The following is a 16763-nucleotide window of genomic DNA, read 5'->3' as shown; positions in this document are numbered from 1 at the left end:
CTAGCCGAGGCAGTTGTGGCCGATTTCGATGTGATGGTGGTGGGAGCGGGCGTAGTCGGACTGGCGATAGCCCAGCGGCTGGCCGTGGCGGGCCGCTCCGTGCTGGTACTGGAGCAGGAGGCCTGGATCGGTCAGCACGCTTCCAGCCGCAACAGTGAAGTGATCCATGCCGGGCTCTATTATCCGCCGGGCTCGCTCAAGGCGCGCCTCTGCCGGCAGGGCCGGGAGCTGCTGTACCGCTGGTGCGCGCAGCACCAGGTGCCGCATCGTCCGCTCGGCAAGCTGCTGGTGGCCACCAGCATGGAAGAGCTGCCGGCGCTGGCGGCACTGCGCGCTAACGCGGCGGCCAACGGAGTAGAGCTGCAGCCGTTGGACGCATCGCAAATTTACCGCTTGGAGCCGCAACTGCAGGCCGTGGCCGGGCTGCTCTCACCCACTACCGGCATTATCGACAGCCATGCTTTGATGCAATCCTTCGAGGCCATGCTGCTGCGCCACGGTGGCCAGCTCGCCCTGCGTACCCGGGTGGAACGGGTGGACCGGGAGCAGGGTCTATTGCGGGTGCATGGCAGCAGCGCGGGTGAGACGTTCGAGTTGCGCTGCCGTTACCTGATCAATGCCGGTGGCCTGTTTGCCCAGCAGTTGGCTAGCCGGGTGGAGGGCTACAACGCCGCCTCGATCCCGTCGCTGCACTACTGCCAGGGCCGGTATTACAGCTATGCCGGTCGGTCGCCGTTCCGACATCTGATCTACCCGATGCCCGAGCCCGGTACCGCCGGGCTGGGAATCCATGCCACCCTCGACCTGGGCGGGCAGCTGCGCTTCGGCCCGGATGTGCATTACACCGAGGCGCTGGACTACCGCATCGATGAGCACCTGGCCGGGCGGTTTGCCCGGGCGATCCAGCGCTACTGGCCCGGTTGCCAACCCGAGCGCCTGGTGCCCGGCTACACCGGGGTGCGCGCCAAGCTCAGCGGGCCTGGCGAGGCGGCGGCGGATTTCCAGCTGCAGGGGCCGGCGGAGCATGGCGTGCCAGGCCTCATCAGCCTGTTCGGCATCGAGTCGCCGGGCCTGACCGCCAGTCTCGCCCTGGGGGAAGAGGTGGCAACATTGCTGGACAAGCTTTAATGTTTCCCGATCAAACAGATTCACTGGAGTAATCATGAAAAAACTGGCCAAGATCATCGGTCTGGTGCTGCTGGTTGTGGTCGTGCTGGTCGTTGCGGTGCTGTTCTTCGTGACCCGCATGTTCGACCCCAACGACTACAAGGAACAGATTCGCCAGGCCGCCCGGGAGCAGGCCAATGTCGAGCTGACCCTGGGTGGTGATATCGGCTGGTCATTGTTCCCCTGGCTGGGTATCGAGCTCAAGAACGTGGGTCTCGCGCCGCTGGAGCACCCCGAGCAGGCCCTGGCCAGCATCGGCAGCATGGGGCTGGGCGTGGAAGTGTTGCCGCTGCTGCGCAAGCAGCTGCGCATGAGTGACGTGATTCTCGACAGCATCAGCCTGAACCTGGAGGTGGACGAGAACGGCGTGGCCAACTGGTCCACCATCGGGCCGCAGGGCGAAGCGCAAGCCGCTGGCAAGGGCCCGGCCGGGGAAGCCGAGGCAGAGGCCGAAGCGGAGGAGCATGGCCGGCTGGATGTGGCGGTGGAGAGCGTACGGATAACCAATGCCGCGGTGAGCTATCTGGACCGACGCACCGCCCAGAAAGTAACGCTGGAGGATGTGAACCTGAGCACCGGCGCGCTGATCGAGAACGAACCCTTCGATGTCGAGTTTCTCGGCCTGTTGGTGACCGGCCAGCCCGCCATGCGGGTGCGTATCGACCTGCGTACCGTCGCCAGTTTTGCGTTGGACAGCGAACAGTACCAGCTGGATGGCTTCGACCTGAAATTGGACGCCAGCGGCGACCCCTTCGGTGGCCGTGCGGTGAACATGCAGCTGCAGGGTGACAGCGTCATCGACCTGCAGCGGCAGGTAGCCGAGCTGAAGCAGCTGCGCCTGTCGTTGGCGGACCTGCGCGCGACCGGGCAACTGACGGCGAGCCAGCTGGATGGCGATCCGCAACTGGCCGGCACCCTGAGTATTGCCGAGTTCGACGCCCGGGCGCTGATGCATGCCTTGGGTCAGAGCCTGCCGGCCATGGCGCAGAACAACGCCCTGAGCAAGGTGGCGCTGAACGCCGATCTCGCCGGCAGCGGCAACAGCCTGATGCTGGAGAACCTCAAGCTGCTGGTCGATGGTACTGAATTGACCGGCAGCATGGGCCTGGCCGACCTGGAACGCCAGGCGGTGCGCTTCGACCTGCGTGGTGACAGTCTGAATATCGATCACTACCTGCCGCCGCCCGCGGAAAAGTCCGCGCCGGCGGCAGCAGGGCAGGGCGGTAGCGCTTCCAAGCGGGCGCCGGAGCCCTGGAGTAACGAGGCAGTACTGCCGCTGGATACCCTGACCGGGTTGAATGTCATTGGCAGCCTGGATCTGCAGCGGGTGCAACTGACCGGTCAGACCGTCAGCCCGTTCAAGGCCGCCGTGGAGGCAGTGGATGGCAATGTGCAGCTGAAGCAGTTCGAGGGCGGTGTCTTTGGCGGCCAGTTCGCCGCTACCGCCACGCTCAACGCCACCCGCGCACCGGCCGCCCTGAGCCTGAACGGCAAACTGGACGGCGTGGACTCGCTGGCGCTGCAGCGCGCCTACGAGATGGCCGAACAGTTCCGCGGCAAGCTGGACCTGAACATGCAGCTGACCACCCGTGGTAACAGCATGCGGCAGTGGATCAATGGTCTCAACGGGGATGTGCGGTTCGACGTGGCTGACGGCGCCCTGCTCGGGGTCAACCTCGAACAGAAGTTGTGCCAGGCGATTGCCCTGGCCAACCGCAAGCCGCTGAGCGCCGAGCACGGCGGCACGGATACGCCCTTTGCCAAGCTGGGCGGCAGCTTCCAGATTGTCGACGGCAACATCAACAACCGCGACCTGATTGCCGCGCTGCCGGGCATTGCGGCCAAGGGTAATGGCGACATCAACCTGCCGGAACAGCGCCTGGATTATCGCGTGGGCCTGCTGCTGGAGGGCGACAAGAGCGACATGCCCGATCCCGCCTGCCAGGTGAATGAGCGCTACGTCGGTATCGAATGGCCGGTCCGCTGCGACGGTTACCTGCACAACGCGGCGAAGAGCTGCGGGGTGGATACCCAGGGCGTGACCCGCATCGCCGGCCAGCTGCTGCGCAACGAGGCCGAGCGCAAGGTCGGCGACAAGGTGAACGAGAAGCTGGAAGAGGAGCTCGGTGACAAGGCGCCGGCAGTGCGCGACGCGCTCAAGGGGCTGTTCGGCCGGTGAGTACCTTTGCTGATGCGGTACTGGCCTGGTACGACCGGCACGGCCGCAAGGACCTGCCGTGGCAGCAGGACATGACGCCCTATCGTGTCTGGGTGTCCGAGATCATGCTGCAGCAGACCCAGGTCGCCACGGTGATCCCCTACTACCAGCGCTTCATGGCCACCCTGCCGGATGTCCAGGCGCTGGCCGCGGCGGATCCCGACGAGGTGCTGCACCTGTGGACCGGGCTCGGCTACTACAGCCGGGCGCGCAATCTGCACAAGACCGCGCAGATTGTGGTCAATGAGCACGGCGGTGTGTTTCCCGCCAGCATCGAGGGGCTGGAGGCGCTACCGGGGATCGGTCGCTCCACCGCCGGGGCCATTGCCAGTCTGAGCATGGGGCTGCGCGCGGCGATTCTGGACGGCAATGTCAAGCGCGTGCTGGCCCGTTACCATGCGGTTGAAGGCTGGCCCGGGGACAAGGCGGTGCACGATCGGCTGTGGCAGATCGCCGAAGGCTATACGCCGACGCAGCGCTTCGGTCACTACACCCAGGCGATGATGGACCTGGGTGCCACCCTGTGCACCCGCAGCAAACCGTCCTGCCTGCTGTGCCCGCTGCAGGCCGGCTGCGCCGCACGCATGCTCGGGACGCCTACTGCCTACCCCAACTCCAAGCCGCGCAAGGCATTGCCGGTGCGCCAGTGCGTGATGCCGCTACTGGTCAACCCCGACGGCGATATCTGGCTGCAGCGCCGCCCCGACAGCGGTCTGTGGGGCGGCCTGTGGTGCCCGCCGCAACTGGATGACCAGGCGGCGCTGGCGGACCTGCTGGCGCAGCTGGGTTGGCCGGTGCAGGCGACCGAAGCGCTGGAGCCACTCAGGCATACCTTCAGCCACTTCCACCTGGATATCCAGCCGCTGCTGGTGCGGGTCGAGCCGACTCCCGGCGTGGCCGAAGCCGGGCAGGTCTGGTATAACCTGCGCCAACCTTCCCGCCTGGGCCTGGCCGCACCGGTCAGCAAGCTGCTCAAGCGGGCCGAACAGATTCTCGATCCGGTTGTTTGAGGAGGTGCCCATGTCGCGCACGGTGTTATGTCGCAAATACAAGCAGGAACTGCCCGGTCTCGATCGACCGCCATACCCCGGCCCGAAGGGCGAGGCCATCTTCAAGGACGTATCGAAGAAAGCCTGGGATGAATGGCAGGCCCACCAGACCATGCTGATCAATGAGCGGCGGCTGAACATGATGGACGCCGAGGACCGCAAGTTCCTGCAGGCGGAAATGGACAAGTTCCTGGCCGGTGAAGATTATGCCCAGGCCGAGGGTTATGTACCGCCCAGCGCCTGAGAAATCGAGCGTCGGGGCTAAGCGGCTGAAAAAAGTGAAAATATCTTCAGCCGACGCTTGACATGCAAGGCGCCGAATCGTTTAATAGCGCCCCGTTGCCCAGGTAGCTCAGTCGGTAGAGCAGGGGATTGAAAATCCCCGTGTCGGCGGTTCGATTCCGTCCCTGGGCACCATTATTCCAAGCCCGCTGGCTTATACCAGCGGGCTTTTTTATTGGCGTGTGGCAGTGACCGAACGGTCGCGGCCCATGGCATGCCCATATCAGCGGCCATTGGGCTTGGCTGACCTACCAATCAGCCGGCGTCAGGTGCAGGCACCCAGGCACGGCGCGGTGTTGGTCGGCTCGCAATCACAGCATCTTGGTCGAACCCAGCGGCTGTGCTAGTTTTGCCCAATTGCTTCAAAATGGATAACGATACGTGACCCCCCCTGCTCTCGAAGTGCGCAACCTGCACAAGCGCTATGGTGATCTGGAGGTACTCAAGGGTGTTGATCTGGTTGCCCGTGATGGCGACGTGATTTCCATCCTCGGTTCGTCCGGTTCCGGCAAAAGCACCCTGCTGCGTTGCATCAATCTGCTGGAGAACCCCCACGCAGGCCAGATCCTGGTCGCCGGCGAGGAGCTCAAGCTCAAGCCCGGCCGCGATGGCGCGCTGGTTGCGGCAGACAACGCCCAGATCAATCGCCTGCGGGCCCGGGTCGGCTTCGTGTTCCAGAGCTTCAACCTCTGGCCGCACATGAGCATCCTCGACAACATCATCGAGGCCCCGCGCCGGGTGCTCGGCCAGTCCAAGGTGGATGCGGTCGCCGCTGCCGAGGTGTTCCTCGAGAAGGTCGGCATTGCCGACAAGCGCCATGCCTTCCCGGCACAGCTGTCCGGTGGTCAGCAACAACGCGCCGCCATCGCCCGTACCCTGGCCATGCAACCCAAGGTTATCCTGTTCGACGAGCCGACCTCGGCACTGGACCCGGAAATGGTCCAGGAAGTGCTCATGGTGATTCGGGCGCTGGCCGACGAAGGACGTACTATGCTGTTGGTTACCCATGAAATGGGCTTCGCCCGCCAGGTATCCAGCCAGGTGATGTTCCTGCACCAGGGGCAGGTGGAGGAGATCGGTACACCGGAGCAGGTATTCGACAATCCCAGCTCCGAGCGTTGCAAACAGTTCATGTCCAGCCACAAGAAGGAGCAGTATCGATGAAAAGCTACAAGGCAGTTCTCCTGGCGGCCCTGGCCGCTGTTCTCCTCGGCGGTCAGGCAGTAGCAGCGGATAAGCTGCGCATCGGCACCGAGGGTGCTTACCCCCCTTTCAATGAAATCGACAACACTGGCAAGGCCGTGGGCTTCGACCTGGATATCGCCCACGCCCTGTGTGAGAAGATGGGCGCCGAATGCTCCGTGGTGACCTCGGACTGGGACGGTATCATCCCGGCGCTGAACACCCGCCGCTTCGACTTCATCGTTGCGTCCATGTCGATTACCGATGAGCGCAAGCGCGCGGTGGACTTCACCAACCCCTACTACACCAACAAGCTGCAGTTCGTGGCGCCGAAGAAGAGCGACTTCGCCGTCGACAAGGGTTATCTCAAGGGCAAGACCATTGGTGCCCAGCGGGCGACCATCGCCGGCCAGTGGCTGGAAGAGAACCTGGCCGATGTGGTCAGCATCCGCCTGTATGACACCCAGGAAAACGCCTATCTCGACATGGCGTCCGGGCGCATCGATGGCGTGCTGGCAGACGTCTTCGTACAGTACGAATGGCTGGAAAGCGACGCTGGCGCCGACTTCGAGTTCAAGGGCGAGCCGGTGTTCAACGACGACAAGATCGGCATTGCCGTGCGCAAGGGCGACCCGCTGCGCGAGCGCCTGAACCAGGCCCTCGAAGCCATCGTCGAAGACGGTACCTACGAGAAGATCAACGCCAAGTACTTCCCCTTCAGCATTTACTGATGCCAGGCCGGGCCCTGCGGGGCCCGGTTGCGCTGACAACAGACCCTGACACTCATGCTTGATTTGCACGGATTCGGTCCAGCCCTGATTGAAGGGACCTGGATGACCATACGTTTGTCCCTGGCTTCGGTTGCGCTGGGCTTGCTGCTGGGCCTGCTGGGCGCCAGTGCCAAGATCTCGAGCAGCACCGGCTTGCGTGGGGTCGGCAACTTCTACACCTCGGTGGTGCGCGGCGTACCGGAAACCCTCTGGGTGCTGATGGCCTATTACGGCACCACCTCGATCATGAACTGGCTGGGTAGCCACTTCGGCAATCCCTACCTGACCCTGAGCCCCTTTGCCGCCGGCACCATCGCCCTGGCGCTGTGCTTCGGTGCCTATGCTACCGAGGTGTTCCGTGGCGCGCTGCTGTCGATCCCGCCGGGGCAGCGCGAGGCCGGCCTGGCGCTGGGCATGTCGCGGCTGCGGATCTTCTGGCGCATCACCCTGCCGCAGCTGTGGCGCGTGGCATTGCCGGGGCTGGGCAACCTGTACCTGATCCTGCTCAAGGATACCGCCCTGGTCTCGCTGATCTCGCTGGAGGAGGTCATGCGCAAGGCGCAGGTAGCAGCCAATGCGACCAAGGAACCCTTCACCTTCTACTTCATGGCCGCCATGATCTACCTGGGCCTGACCGTCATCATCATGGGAGCGCTGCACTGGTTTGAGTATCGCGCCAACCGGGGCTATACGAGGACTGAACTGTGAGCTGGGCCGAACGTTGGGAAATGATCATCCAATGGGCGCCGATGCTGTGGGACGGCACCCTGGTCACCCTGCAGCTGGTCGGCATCGCCGTGGTGGTGGGGCTGTTCTTCGCCATCCCGCTGGGGCTGGCCCGGGCGTCCCGCCACTGGTACATCCGGGCGCTGCCCTACAGCTACATCTTCTTCTTCCGCGGCACGCCGCTGCTGCTGCAGCTGTTCCTGGTGTACTACGGCCTGTCGCAGTTCGAGGTGGTGCGCGACAGTGCCCTCTGGCCCTACCTGCGTGAGCCCTACTGGTGCGCGCTGATCACCATGACCCTGCATACCGCGGCCTATATCGCCGAAATCCTGCGTGGCGCCATCCAGGCCGTGCCACCGGGTGAAGTGGAAGCGGCCCGCGCCCTGGGCATGTCCCGCCGCCAGGCGCTGCAGCACATCATCCTGCCGCGGGCCGTACGCATCGGTCTGCCGGCCTACGGCAACGAGGTCATCCTCATGCTCAAGGCTAGCGCGGTGGTCTACACCGTTACGCTGCTGGACATCATGGGCGTGGTGCGCACCCTGAATGCGCGCACCTACCAGTACGAGATGTTCTTCCTGATTGCCGGCCTGATTTATCTGGTCATCACCCTGGTGTTTACCCAGCTGTTCAAGCTAGTCGAACGCTGGCTGAAAGTGGATGCCAGCCGTAACCGCTGAGGCAGGCATGGATTTCGCTGCCCGTTTCAGCGAGCTGGACGCCTGGTTGCACCAGCACCAGGCACTCTGGCGCGCCAAGCCCTTCACCACGCCAGTACTGCCCTGGGAAGCTGACCTGCCCGAGCTCGCCCGCTGGCTGCGAGCGCGCAGCCTGGAACAGGCAGAGCAGGCACATAACCAGCCACAGCTGCTCGCCGCCCCGGAGCCATTCGCGAGCCTGGCCCGGCAAGCCATAGCCCTGACCCGCCTGCCGGACTGGAGCGAAGCAGTGCCCGCGGCAGTGCCGGAGCGGTTGACCCGGCATATCCCCGGGCGCAAGTGGCAGCAGATCACCCGGTTCGCCGAATGCACTACTCGCCAATGGCAGCAATCCACCGGCGAATGGGTGGACTGGTGCGCGGGTAAAGGACACCTGGGTCGATTGCTGGCCTGGCAGGGCGGCCAGCCGTTGCTCTGCCTGGAGCGCGACGCCGCGCTCAACCAGGCCGGCGCCGCGCTGGGCAGGGAGCTGGGCATCAGCAGCAGGCATTTGGATGTGGATGTGCTGACGCCGCCGGCCTGGCAGCAGCTCCAGCCGCGGCACAGCGTGGTCGCGCTGCATGCCTGCGGCCAGTTGCACATGACCCTGCTGCAACAGGCCGTAGCCCGGGAGTGCGCGCAGATTGCTTTGTCCCCCTGTTGCTACAACCGCATCGAAGGGCCGCTATACGAGCCCCTCTCGTGTAGCGCCCGCCACGGACAGTTGCGCCTGACGCGGGAGGACCTGGGCCTGCCACTGCAGGAAAGCATTACCGCCGGCCAGCGCGTGCGCCGGCTGCGCGACCAGTCCATGGCCTGGCGGCTGGCCTTCGATCTCTGGCAGCGCGAAACCCGAGGTATCGACCACTATCTGCCGACCCCATCGCGCCCGGAAAGCGCATTGCAGGGCGGCATTGCCCCGTTCTGCCGCGACCTGGCCGCTCACCACGGGCTGCAACTGCCTGAACCCGCCAACTGGGAGCAGTTGGAACAGCGCGGTTGGCAGCGCCTCGCCCAGGTGCGCAACCTTGAACTGCTGGCGGGCCTGTTTCGTCGCCCGCTGGAAATCTGGTTGCTGCTGGATCGTGCGCTGTTTCTCCAGGAGTCCGGCTACCGGGTGCGCCTGGGGCGCTTCTGTGAATATCAGCTCACCCCCCGCAATCTTCTCCTCACCGCAGAAAAAATCCGCCCACAAAGCACACCCATGCTGTGAACCGGTTGCGCACAGAGTTATCCACAGCAATCCACTATTCACAGTTATCCCCGACTGCTGTGCATAAAGATGTTGATGACCCCTTGGCAACTGGTCGGGAACCTTGCCTGGCGCGGCCTGCAGAGATCAGTACAAAAAATAACCAGCCTGAATAACTATGAACAAACAAGGGGTTAGGGCGCTAATGTCAAGTGAAGGTAGAGAAACAATTCACAAGTGAGGAAGAGAGGTTTGGCGGGCAAAAACGAAGAAATTGTGGCTCCGCTACCCCGCAATGCTTTACAGAATTAGCCATCCCTATATAATGCGAGCCCATGCCGGTATAGCTCAGCTGGTAGAGCAACTGACTTGTAATCAGTAGGTCCCGAGTTCGACTCTTGGTGCCGGCACCATCTTAAATGTGTTCGCAGCTGACAGATCCACGTACACCATCCACCCCCATGGAGTACGTGTCACATGCACACATACACTGTTATTTCGACGAAAGGCGGCGTAGGAAAAAGCACTACCTGCGCGCATCTCGGTGGTCTTCTCGCCGATGCGGGTCTCAGAGTCCTTCTGATCGACCTTGATAACCAACCCACCCTCTCAAGCTATTACCAGATCCAGACCGAAGCCCCTGGCGGCATCTATGAGCTGATTGCGCTCAACCAGACCCGGCCGGAGCAAGTGATATCCAGTACCGTGATCCAGGGTCTGGACATCATCGTGTCCAATGACTACAACGCCCACCTACCGCAGCTGCTGCTGTCTGCCCCGGATGGCCGCTTCAGGTTATCCAATCTCATACGTCAATTCGAAAATGACTACGACGTGGTCATCATGGACACCCAGGGCGCCCGTTCCATCACCCTCGAAGCCGCAGTCCTGGCATCCGACCAGGCCTTGTCACCCATAACGCCAGAGCTACTGTCTGCCAGAGAGTTTGTGCGCGGCACATTGGGCATGCTCGAAGAGCTGGAAGCTCTCACTCAGTACACCAACCTGACTGTTCCCCGGGTGTCGCTGTTGATCAATAGACTGGATGAAACCCGGGATGCCAATGGCGTAGCAGAGAGTCTTCGGCAGATGTTTCCTGAAGGCGGCAATAACAAGCGGGTTTCTGTTATGTCCGCCCACCTTCGGCACCTCACAGCATTCCGTCAGGCCGCAGCGCTTGGGCTGCCTATTCACCGTTTTGAGCCAGTCAAGCCTGCAGGCCGCAAATCACCTGCCGGCGCTGATCAGATACGGGCGGTAGCTATGGAGCTGAATCCCATGTGGATATCCATCCTGCAGCCTCAGCTCAGGGAGGGTGTCGCCCATGTCTGCCATTAATAAAGCGATTGCCGGTGCTCAGGATGTTGGGCGCTTGCCACCCCACTCCCTGGAGGCAGAGCAGGCGGTATTAGGTGGAGTCATGCTCGCTAACGAAGCTTGGGACGATATCTGCGAGCTGGTTACCTGTGCTGACGCTTTTTACGTCCCTGCTCACCGAGTGCTCTGGAAAGCAATTCAGACTCTGAGTGCCAAAAGCCTGCCATTTGATGTGGTTACGGTAGCCGACCAGTTTTCGGAAGAGGAGAAAAACTTTCTCGGCCTCGATTATCTGGGTGAGCTGGCCCGAAACACGCCCTCGGTGGCCAATATCCGGGTGTACGCGCAGATCGTGCGGGATCGCTATCAGCTCAGGCAGCTTTCACTCATCGGCGCAGATCTGAATCACGAGGCTTTGAGTGACGGAGCACAGGGCGAAGCCTTGGTGCAGCAGGCGGAAAAGCGACTCTGTGCGCTGGTCGAGCTACGCGGTAAGGACTATATCCCCGTCTCGGAAACGCTGGCCAGAACGATCGATCAGATTGACATCGCCTTTAACTCCGAAGGCGTCACCGGCCTATCCACAGGCTACATGGATCTGGACAAGGAAACGGCGGGGCTCCAGCCCTCTGATCTGATCATCGTGGCGGGTAGACCCTCCATGGGCAAAACCACATTTGGCCTGAATCTGGTCGAGAATGCACTGCGTGCCAGGGGCGACCAGCCCGCTTTCCTCTTCAGCCTGGAAATGCCCCGGGAACAATTGATTATGCGCCTGCTCGCCAGCATTGGCCGAGTGGATCTTCAGCGGCTGCGCAACGGCGATATCGAGGATGGGGACTGGCCAAAACTGACCCTGGCGGCTGCACAGATCCAGGCGCTGGATGATCGTCTGATCATCGAAGATGAGGCAGGTATCTCGGCTACTGCATTGAAGGCCAGAGCACGCCGGTTGGCACGGCGGTTTGGTCAGCCTTCCATCATCATGGTGGATTATCTGCAATTGCTTCAGGAGCCTGGCCGAGACAATCGCAACCTCGAAATTGCGTCAATCAGCCTGGCGCTGAAGTCACTGGCCAAGGAACTGCAAGTGCCGGTGGTCGCGCTATCGCAGCTCAACAGATCGGTTGAACAGCGCCCCAACAAGCGCCCCTCTAACGCCGACCTCCGTGACTCAGGTGCCATTGAACAGGACGCCGACGTAATCATGTTTGTATACCGGGACGAGGTGTACCACACCGACAGTCCTGACAAGGGCGTGGCAGAAATCATTATTGGGAAACAGCGCAACGGCCCTATCGGAGTGGTGCGGCTGGCCTTCAATGGCCGTTGTACCCGGTTCGACTCCCTTGAGTTCAAACAGTCGCAGGGGAACTGACATGGCCAGGCTAACGACATCGCAATCCATTACCACCCAGCAGGTCCTCGACAATACCCGCTTCCTTAGTTCGCAGAACCTCAGGTCCGTCCAGACAAAGCTGACCGCAGCCAAGGGTGAGTTGATTAAACTCGCCGACACCGCTGTGTACAGCCATCTCTTGAGCGAGAAGGAAAAAGAGTTACTGCGCAGCGCTGCCGGGATAGTCGGAGCGGTGAATTTACGAGTCGCCACAGCAAAGGAAAAAAAACAGCGCGATGAGAAACAGCGTCAAGCGAATCTGGATGCTCGGGCAAAGTCAGCCTTACGCATTGCAAAGAATGCATTTACGCTGCCGACAGGTTCCACTGCCGAGTGTATTGAGGTTGTCCGTGTCGCGCTGATCTTGAACCAGCTCCAAGTGATGAAAGGTTTTTACCCTGCAGAGGAGTTCTCCGCGAAGCTGATTGCACAGTCCAGACAGGCTCCGTCCGCATGGAAAACAGCTGAGGCATCTCTGCAGTATGCGATTGAGATTCTTCGCAGCGTTCAGGACTACATCGTTTATGAGTTAGACGACTGCGACGTTCAAGCAGGATTCGATTCGCTCGTTGCCAGAGTCGCAGAGGCCCGGCCCCGCGTTATAGAGCAACGGGCCGCGGTGCTACATGTCTGGCTTGATGCACTGGAAAGCTGCGGCAGGGAGGTGCGCGCATGAACAGTATCAGCACAGTTGGCAAGCTCAAGAAGCCCCTTCAGGATCTGGCCGAGTACGCATCCAGGCATGGCTGGAGCATCAGCCGCACCAGCGGCGGTCACATACGTTTCACCAAGCCGGGCTACCCGCCGGTTTACACGTCATCCACGCCCAGCGATCCCCGTTCATCATTGAATGCACGTGCAAAACTGCGCCGCACCCAACACGGCACGGGGGGAGGGAGTCATGAGCAAACGTAGCCTTTCGATCGCCGAAATGACGGCGCAGCTGCAGAAGCCGGGGCCTGCTCTACGAAGCCAGCGTGTCGACAAGATGACCGCTCCGCTGGCCGAGATGGGTATGCAGGTCACGTTGGACCAGCTGCGGCCGTACGACCACAACCCGCGAACGGAACGAAACCCCCGATACGATGAAATCAAGGAGTCCATCCGCCAGGTTGGCTTGAAGCATTCGCCACCGATAACCCAGCGTCCCGGTGACGACAAGTTCATGATCAGTGACGGCGGAAACACCCGGCTGGCAATTCTCAACGAGCTGTATGAGGAAACCGGCGACGACCGATTTTATCGGTTTTGGTGTGTTTACCGGCCATGGGTAACCGAGGAACAGGTGCTGGCAGGGCACTTGTCCGAGAACGAAAACCGTGCGGATCTCAGTTGGATCGAGAAGGCATTGGGTGTGGCAGAGCTGAAACGATTGTTGGAGGAGCATGAAGGCGAGGTGCTTTCCCAGCGCGAACTGGCCCGTCGTTTCAGTGAGCTGGGTTTTTCAGTCAGTCAAAGCCAGATCAGTAGGATGCTTTATACGGTTGAGCATTTCTGGCCGACATTACCGGCAACGCTGAGAAGTGGTATTGGACAGCCGCAGATCAAGAAGCTGATTGCGTATCGCGAGGCATGTCTGGAGATATGGAAGCGCTGTAACTCCAGGCAGGAGGCTGACTTCTCTGTAGCCTGGCATGACGTCGTATCGCAGTTTGACTATGAGGAGCAGACGGAGCTGCCTTGGTCGATAGTGGAAGATCGCTTGCTCGGCATGCTTGAGGATCATAGCGGCGCGCACCTGCATACCCTGGACTGGTGTCTGAAGCGGGTCCTTGAGTATCGTCAGCGTCGGCAGGACATTGATGACCCGGAAATATGGCAGCCCCTGCAGGTAGAAATGGAACGGGTTCGTAATCCAGAAGCCCACCCATTGAAGTTTTACCCGCCTCTGCCGGGTGAAGAGGACGAGCCATCGAAGCGCGAGCGCAGGCCTCGGCAGGAGGTTGATACCAGCGAGCCACTTGAATTCGAACCCTCGGGTCCATCACAAAGCCCACCCCGTACCACCGATGACCAGCCAACCTTTAGTGATGAGAACAGCTATCTACGTCAGGAGCTTAATGCGTTGCGGGCACAGAACCGCAAACTCCTTGAAGGCAGACAGGCCGCCGTTGCCTCTGAAGAGTCGGTATTACCTATTAATGAGCATGAACAGGTAACCGATCAGGACAGCATTGCCGTGCTGCGTTCAGATGATGATCTGGCAATCCCGGAGGCGGAAGAAGAAGCTGACCTGCGAACGGACGAAGAACGTATCAACAGTCTGACCTTGTCGGTGATTGATGAGCCGGAAGGCAAGCGTAAGCTACGTCACGCCGTTGCCGCCATGCACGGAGGCCAGGCAGGTGATTTTCAGGACTTTGCCGTCCAATCCATACCGCTGATGTCGGCTGGGCCGCTGACACCTGTCACCGACATCTGGTGGGTCGACGCCCATGTACAGACACCAAAGAAACTCCGATATGTGATTTATCGCCTTGCCCAGTCACTAGGCCAGTGGGCTGGATTCCCGCTTTCGGACACGGAACTGTATCCAGCTCCATTGCAGCTCAATCAGGAAGAGGGGTTGGGATATCATTTGCAGCCTCTGTCTGGAGATCTTGAGCAGGACCCTGCCGCTCAAAAAGTCTGGCAGTTGCTGGCGGCTCTATCTGGCGAAGTGCAACCGGCTTACCCATCCGATATCAGCCTGATTGGTGATTTGCTTGGCACGGCAGGTGAAGCCGAGCACTTGCCGGATGAGGTGCTGATTCGCCTGTTCAGGCTGATCCGGCTGGTCCGTGTTCTACGCACCCAGGAATCCACCAGGGGAGATAGCTGATATGGATACTGTTGTGACATTAGCGATCCTTCGTCAGGCCATAACCTATGTCCGCGAAGGAAATATGCGCAGGGCGCGAGCTCTCGGGTTCAATGATGACGAGCTTCGCGAACTGCGTCGGCTTAGCGCGACCGATATTGATGCGCTCGCCACCAGCAATCCTGTGGTGTGCCGCCTTTCAGTTGATCATGATCTTTTGGGCGGAGTATTTCGCCGGCTCAGTTCTGACATGGATCGCGAGAAGACCATTGATCGATGCCTGGAGCTCGGAGCGTCTGTTCAGATGATGTCTTCGTTTTTTGGGCTGACAGGAAACGATTGCTCGACCCGTCGTGCACTGCTTGGACTGGAATCCCGTCAGGGACGTGTGGCGATGCCGACGGAAACAGAAGAGCATGATGCCTTTCGGCGTTGGCAAGATATCAGCGCCGCTCCCACCGCACCCGATGCCGCGGATGACATCCAAGGCATGATCGTGCTCTGTGAGGAAACCTGCATACCCTTGGGCGTGGTCTGGCAACTGGTAAAGACTTGGGCGCAAACGGTCAGCTCCAGCTCTCGCAGCAAGCTCCAGCTGGCTGATGGGAGAAAGGTATGCGCTCGATAGAGGACTGGCAGGTACTGGTTGGGCGTGCAACGTCCTCCATTACCCAGAGATTCTCCGACAGCAAGCTTTCACATGCGGGCGAACTGGATGGATTACTGTTTTTCGGAAACCCCCACGAAACAGTACCCAGAGGCCTGCTACTTGATGAGTATCTTGGTGCTGTGGATGTCCTGGGGTGGCAAATGATCCGCCTGATGACCGAGGCTGATCGCAGCACCGCTTTTCCAACATACGACCAGTTGCAACCGTTGTTGCGAGCTTCGCCTGGAACGTCAGCGTCACGCGGGACGGTAGCGCGGGTGATTGCCGTACTCAGGCTCACCCGCTGGATGAGCTTATGTCATAAGGCCCGTCATGATACCGGACGCATCATGGGCAATGTCTATGCATTGCATGATGAGCCGTTGAGCTTTGAAGAAGCGGCATTACTCGATTCGGATTACAACGCGTTCGTAGTCCAGTGCCTGTCGCATAACAACAGCTCAGTCCGGTTTGTAGCTGAGCGCGTTCATTCGGCGATGGAGAGTGGAGGGCAGCAAACGCGCCTCAATCAGCGAGCCCAACGCTTTGTTGAAATGCGTGACCAGCGGCGTGGCAGCACCAAGCAAGACAGAAAGAACCATCAGTCACCGTCAGAGAACTCCCCAGTAATACCGGGTTTCGGGAGAGAACCAAGTAGCAGCCAAACGGAGAACCGCCCAAGTTCGCAGAGAGAACTAAGTGGTAAATCAATGGTTTACGGAAGATCTAGCCAAGTTCGCTCTGAGAACCAAGCGAATACAGTACCAGTACGTAATGGTATTTATTTAAAAACAAGTACAGGTACCGAGGCGGATCCAGGATTGATCTGGCATGAGCAATTGCGGATAGAACCGCAAGAGCGCCAAGAGCTCTTGGCCGTTCTTCAACGCCTAGGCTCAGAGGTTGCTCAAGCTGTGCTCGATGAAACGGCGGGACGAGTGTTGGCAGGTAAAGTTCGTACACCGAAGGGGCTGTTGCGATCCCTGATCAAAAGCGCTCAGGCAGGTGAGTTCGTTATCACTCGTTACGCCGAAAACATACGCGACATGCGTTGTGGCGAGGGTGTTGCGATAGGGCTTGAGGTCGAAGCACGACACGGTTCTGAGATGGCAGGGCAAGGACTATCCCAACCGGCGACGCAATTAACGCAAGCTCAAGCCGCAGCGAGCAGAAAAAAATTGCTCGACTCGTTAGGTCTGAGACGCTGATCCTTTAATGAGATAAACACGAAACAATCCCCGCCGGGATTCTTATTATCTATGTCCTGAAGCCAGCCAGATGCGCAGAGTTCCTGACCACAGATGAACTGTTGAG

Annotated in this window: 16 protein-coding genes and 2 tRNA genes; all 18 read left to right on the top strand. The window is 60.5% G+C overall.

The genetic code is table 11. The features are described from left to right. Positions 1-15: 15 nt before the first annotated feature. Positions 16-1128: an NAD(P)/FAD-dependent oxidoreductase gene (locus VG99_RS06710; RefSeq protein ID WP_044498969.1), complete on the top strand. Its 1113-nt coding sequence runs from the start codon at positions 16-18 to the stop codon at positions 1126-1128. Positions 1129-1162: 34 nt separating this feature from the next. Next, complete coding sequence (locus VG99_RS06705) at positions 1163-3346, top strand: AsmA family protein (protein ID WP_044498968.1); 2184 nt, start codon at positions 1163-1165, stop codon at positions 3344-3346. Beyond that, positions 3343-4395, top strand: a complete 1053-nt coding sequence (gene mutY, locus VG99_RS06700; RefSeq protein WP_044498967.1) for an A/G-specific adenine glycosylase — start codon at positions 3343-3345, stop codon at positions 4393-4395. The genes VG99_RS06705 and mutY overlap by 4 nt, the downstream gene beginning before the upstream one ends. 10 nt (positions 4396-4405) lie before the next feature. Then, complete coding sequence (locus VG99_RS06695; protein ID WP_044498966.1) at positions 4406-4678, top strand: oxidative damage protection protein; 273 nt, start codon at positions 4406-4408, stop codon at positions 4676-4678. Between the two features lie 97 nt (positions 4679-4775). Next, a tRNA-Phe gene (locus VG99_RS06690) sits at positions 4776-4851 on the top strand. 246 nt (positions 4852-5097) lie between these two features. Further along, positions 5098-5880: an ABC transporter ATP-binding protein gene (locus tag VG99_RS06685; RefSeq protein ID WP_044498965.1), complete on the top strand. Its 783-nt coding sequence runs from the start codon at positions 5098-5100 to the stop codon at positions 5878-5880. Next, positions 5877-6629: an ABC transporter substrate-binding protein gene (locus VG99_RS06680; RefSeq protein ID WP_044498964.1), complete on the top strand. Its 753-nt coding sequence runs from the start codon at positions 5877-5879 to the stop codon at positions 6627-6629. The genes VG99_RS06685 and VG99_RS06680 overlap by 4 nt, the downstream gene beginning before the upstream one ends. A 54-nt stretch (positions 6630-6683) precedes the next feature. Further along, positions 6684-7376: an ABC transporter permease gene (locus VG99_RS06675; protein WP_044498963.1), complete on the top strand. Its 693-nt coding sequence runs from the start codon at positions 6684-6686 to the stop codon at positions 7374-7376. Positions 7377-7396: 20 nt separating this feature from the next. Further along, entirely contained in the window at positions 7397-8074 is a 678-nt protein-coding gene (locus VG99_RS06670; RefSeq protein ID WP_044501494.1) for an ABC transporter permease, read from the top strand. Between the two features lie 7 nt (positions 8075-8081). After that, positions 8082-9305 (top strand): methyltransferase, encoded by a 1224-nt coding sequence (locus tag VG99_RS06665; RefSeq protein ID WP_239419834.1) that lies wholly within the window; start codon positions 8082-8084, stop codon positions 9303-9305. Between the two features lie 316 nt (positions 9306-9621). Next, a tRNA-Thr gene (locus VG99_RS06660) sits at positions 9622-9697 on the top strand. Between the two features lie 64 nt (positions 9698-9761). Further along, positions 9762-10622: a ParA family protein gene (locus tag VG99_RS06655; protein WP_044498961.1), complete on the top strand. Its 861-nt coding sequence runs from the start codon at positions 9762-9764 to the stop codon at positions 10620-10622. Continuing rightward, positions 10609-11979 (top strand): replicative DNA helicase, encoded by a 1371-nt coding sequence (dnaB, locus tag VG99_RS06650; RefSeq protein ID WP_044498960.1) that lies wholly within the window; start codon positions 10609-10611, stop codon positions 11977-11979. The genes VG99_RS06655 and dnaB overlap by 14 nt, the downstream gene beginning before the upstream one ends. Position 11980: 1 nt before the next feature. Next, complete coding sequence (locus VG99_RS06645) at positions 11981-12676, top strand: hypothetical protein (RefSeq protein WP_044498959.1); 696 nt, start codon at positions 11981-11983, stop codon at positions 12674-12676. Continuing rightward, positions 12673-12915 (top strand): type II toxin-antitoxin system HicA family toxin, encoded by a 243-nt coding sequence (locus tag VG99_RS15715; RefSeq protein ID WP_076939734.1) that lies wholly within the window; start codon positions 12673-12675, stop codon positions 12913-12915. Before VG99_RS06645 ends, VG99_RS15715 begins: the two co-directional genes overlap by 4 nt. Further along, positions 12902-14821: a ParB family protein gene (locus VG99_RS15485; RefSeq protein ID WP_052508722.1), complete on the top strand. Its 1920-nt coding sequence runs from the start codon at positions 12902-12904 to the stop codon at positions 14819-14821. Before VG99_RS15715 ends, VG99_RS15485 begins: the two co-directional genes overlap by 14 nt. A 1-nt stretch (position 14822) precedes the next feature. Then, complete coding sequence (locus VG99_RS06635) at positions 14823-15428, top strand: DUF2857 domain-containing protein (protein WP_044498958.1); 606 nt, start codon at positions 14823-14825, stop codon at positions 15426-15428. Next, entirely contained in the window at positions 15416-16657 is a 1242-nt protein-coding gene (locus VG99_RS16065; RefSeq protein WP_074779415.1) for an STY4528 family pathogenicity island replication protein, read from the top strand. The genes VG99_RS06635 and VG99_RS16065 overlap by 13 nt, the downstream gene beginning before the upstream one ends. Positions 16658-16763 lie beyond the last annotated feature (106 nt).

Origin of the sequence: Pseudomonas saudimassiliensis (genome assembly GCF_000939975.1) — a bacterium.
In the GTDB taxonomy this organism is placed as follows: domain Bacteria; phylum Pseudomonadota; class Gammaproteobacteria; order Pseudomonadales; family Pseudomonadaceae; genus Halopseudomonas; species Halopseudomonas saudimassiliensis.
The sequence above is the reverse complement of the archived record's forward strand: the minus strand, read 5'-3'. Positions and strand labels throughout refer to the sequence as shown.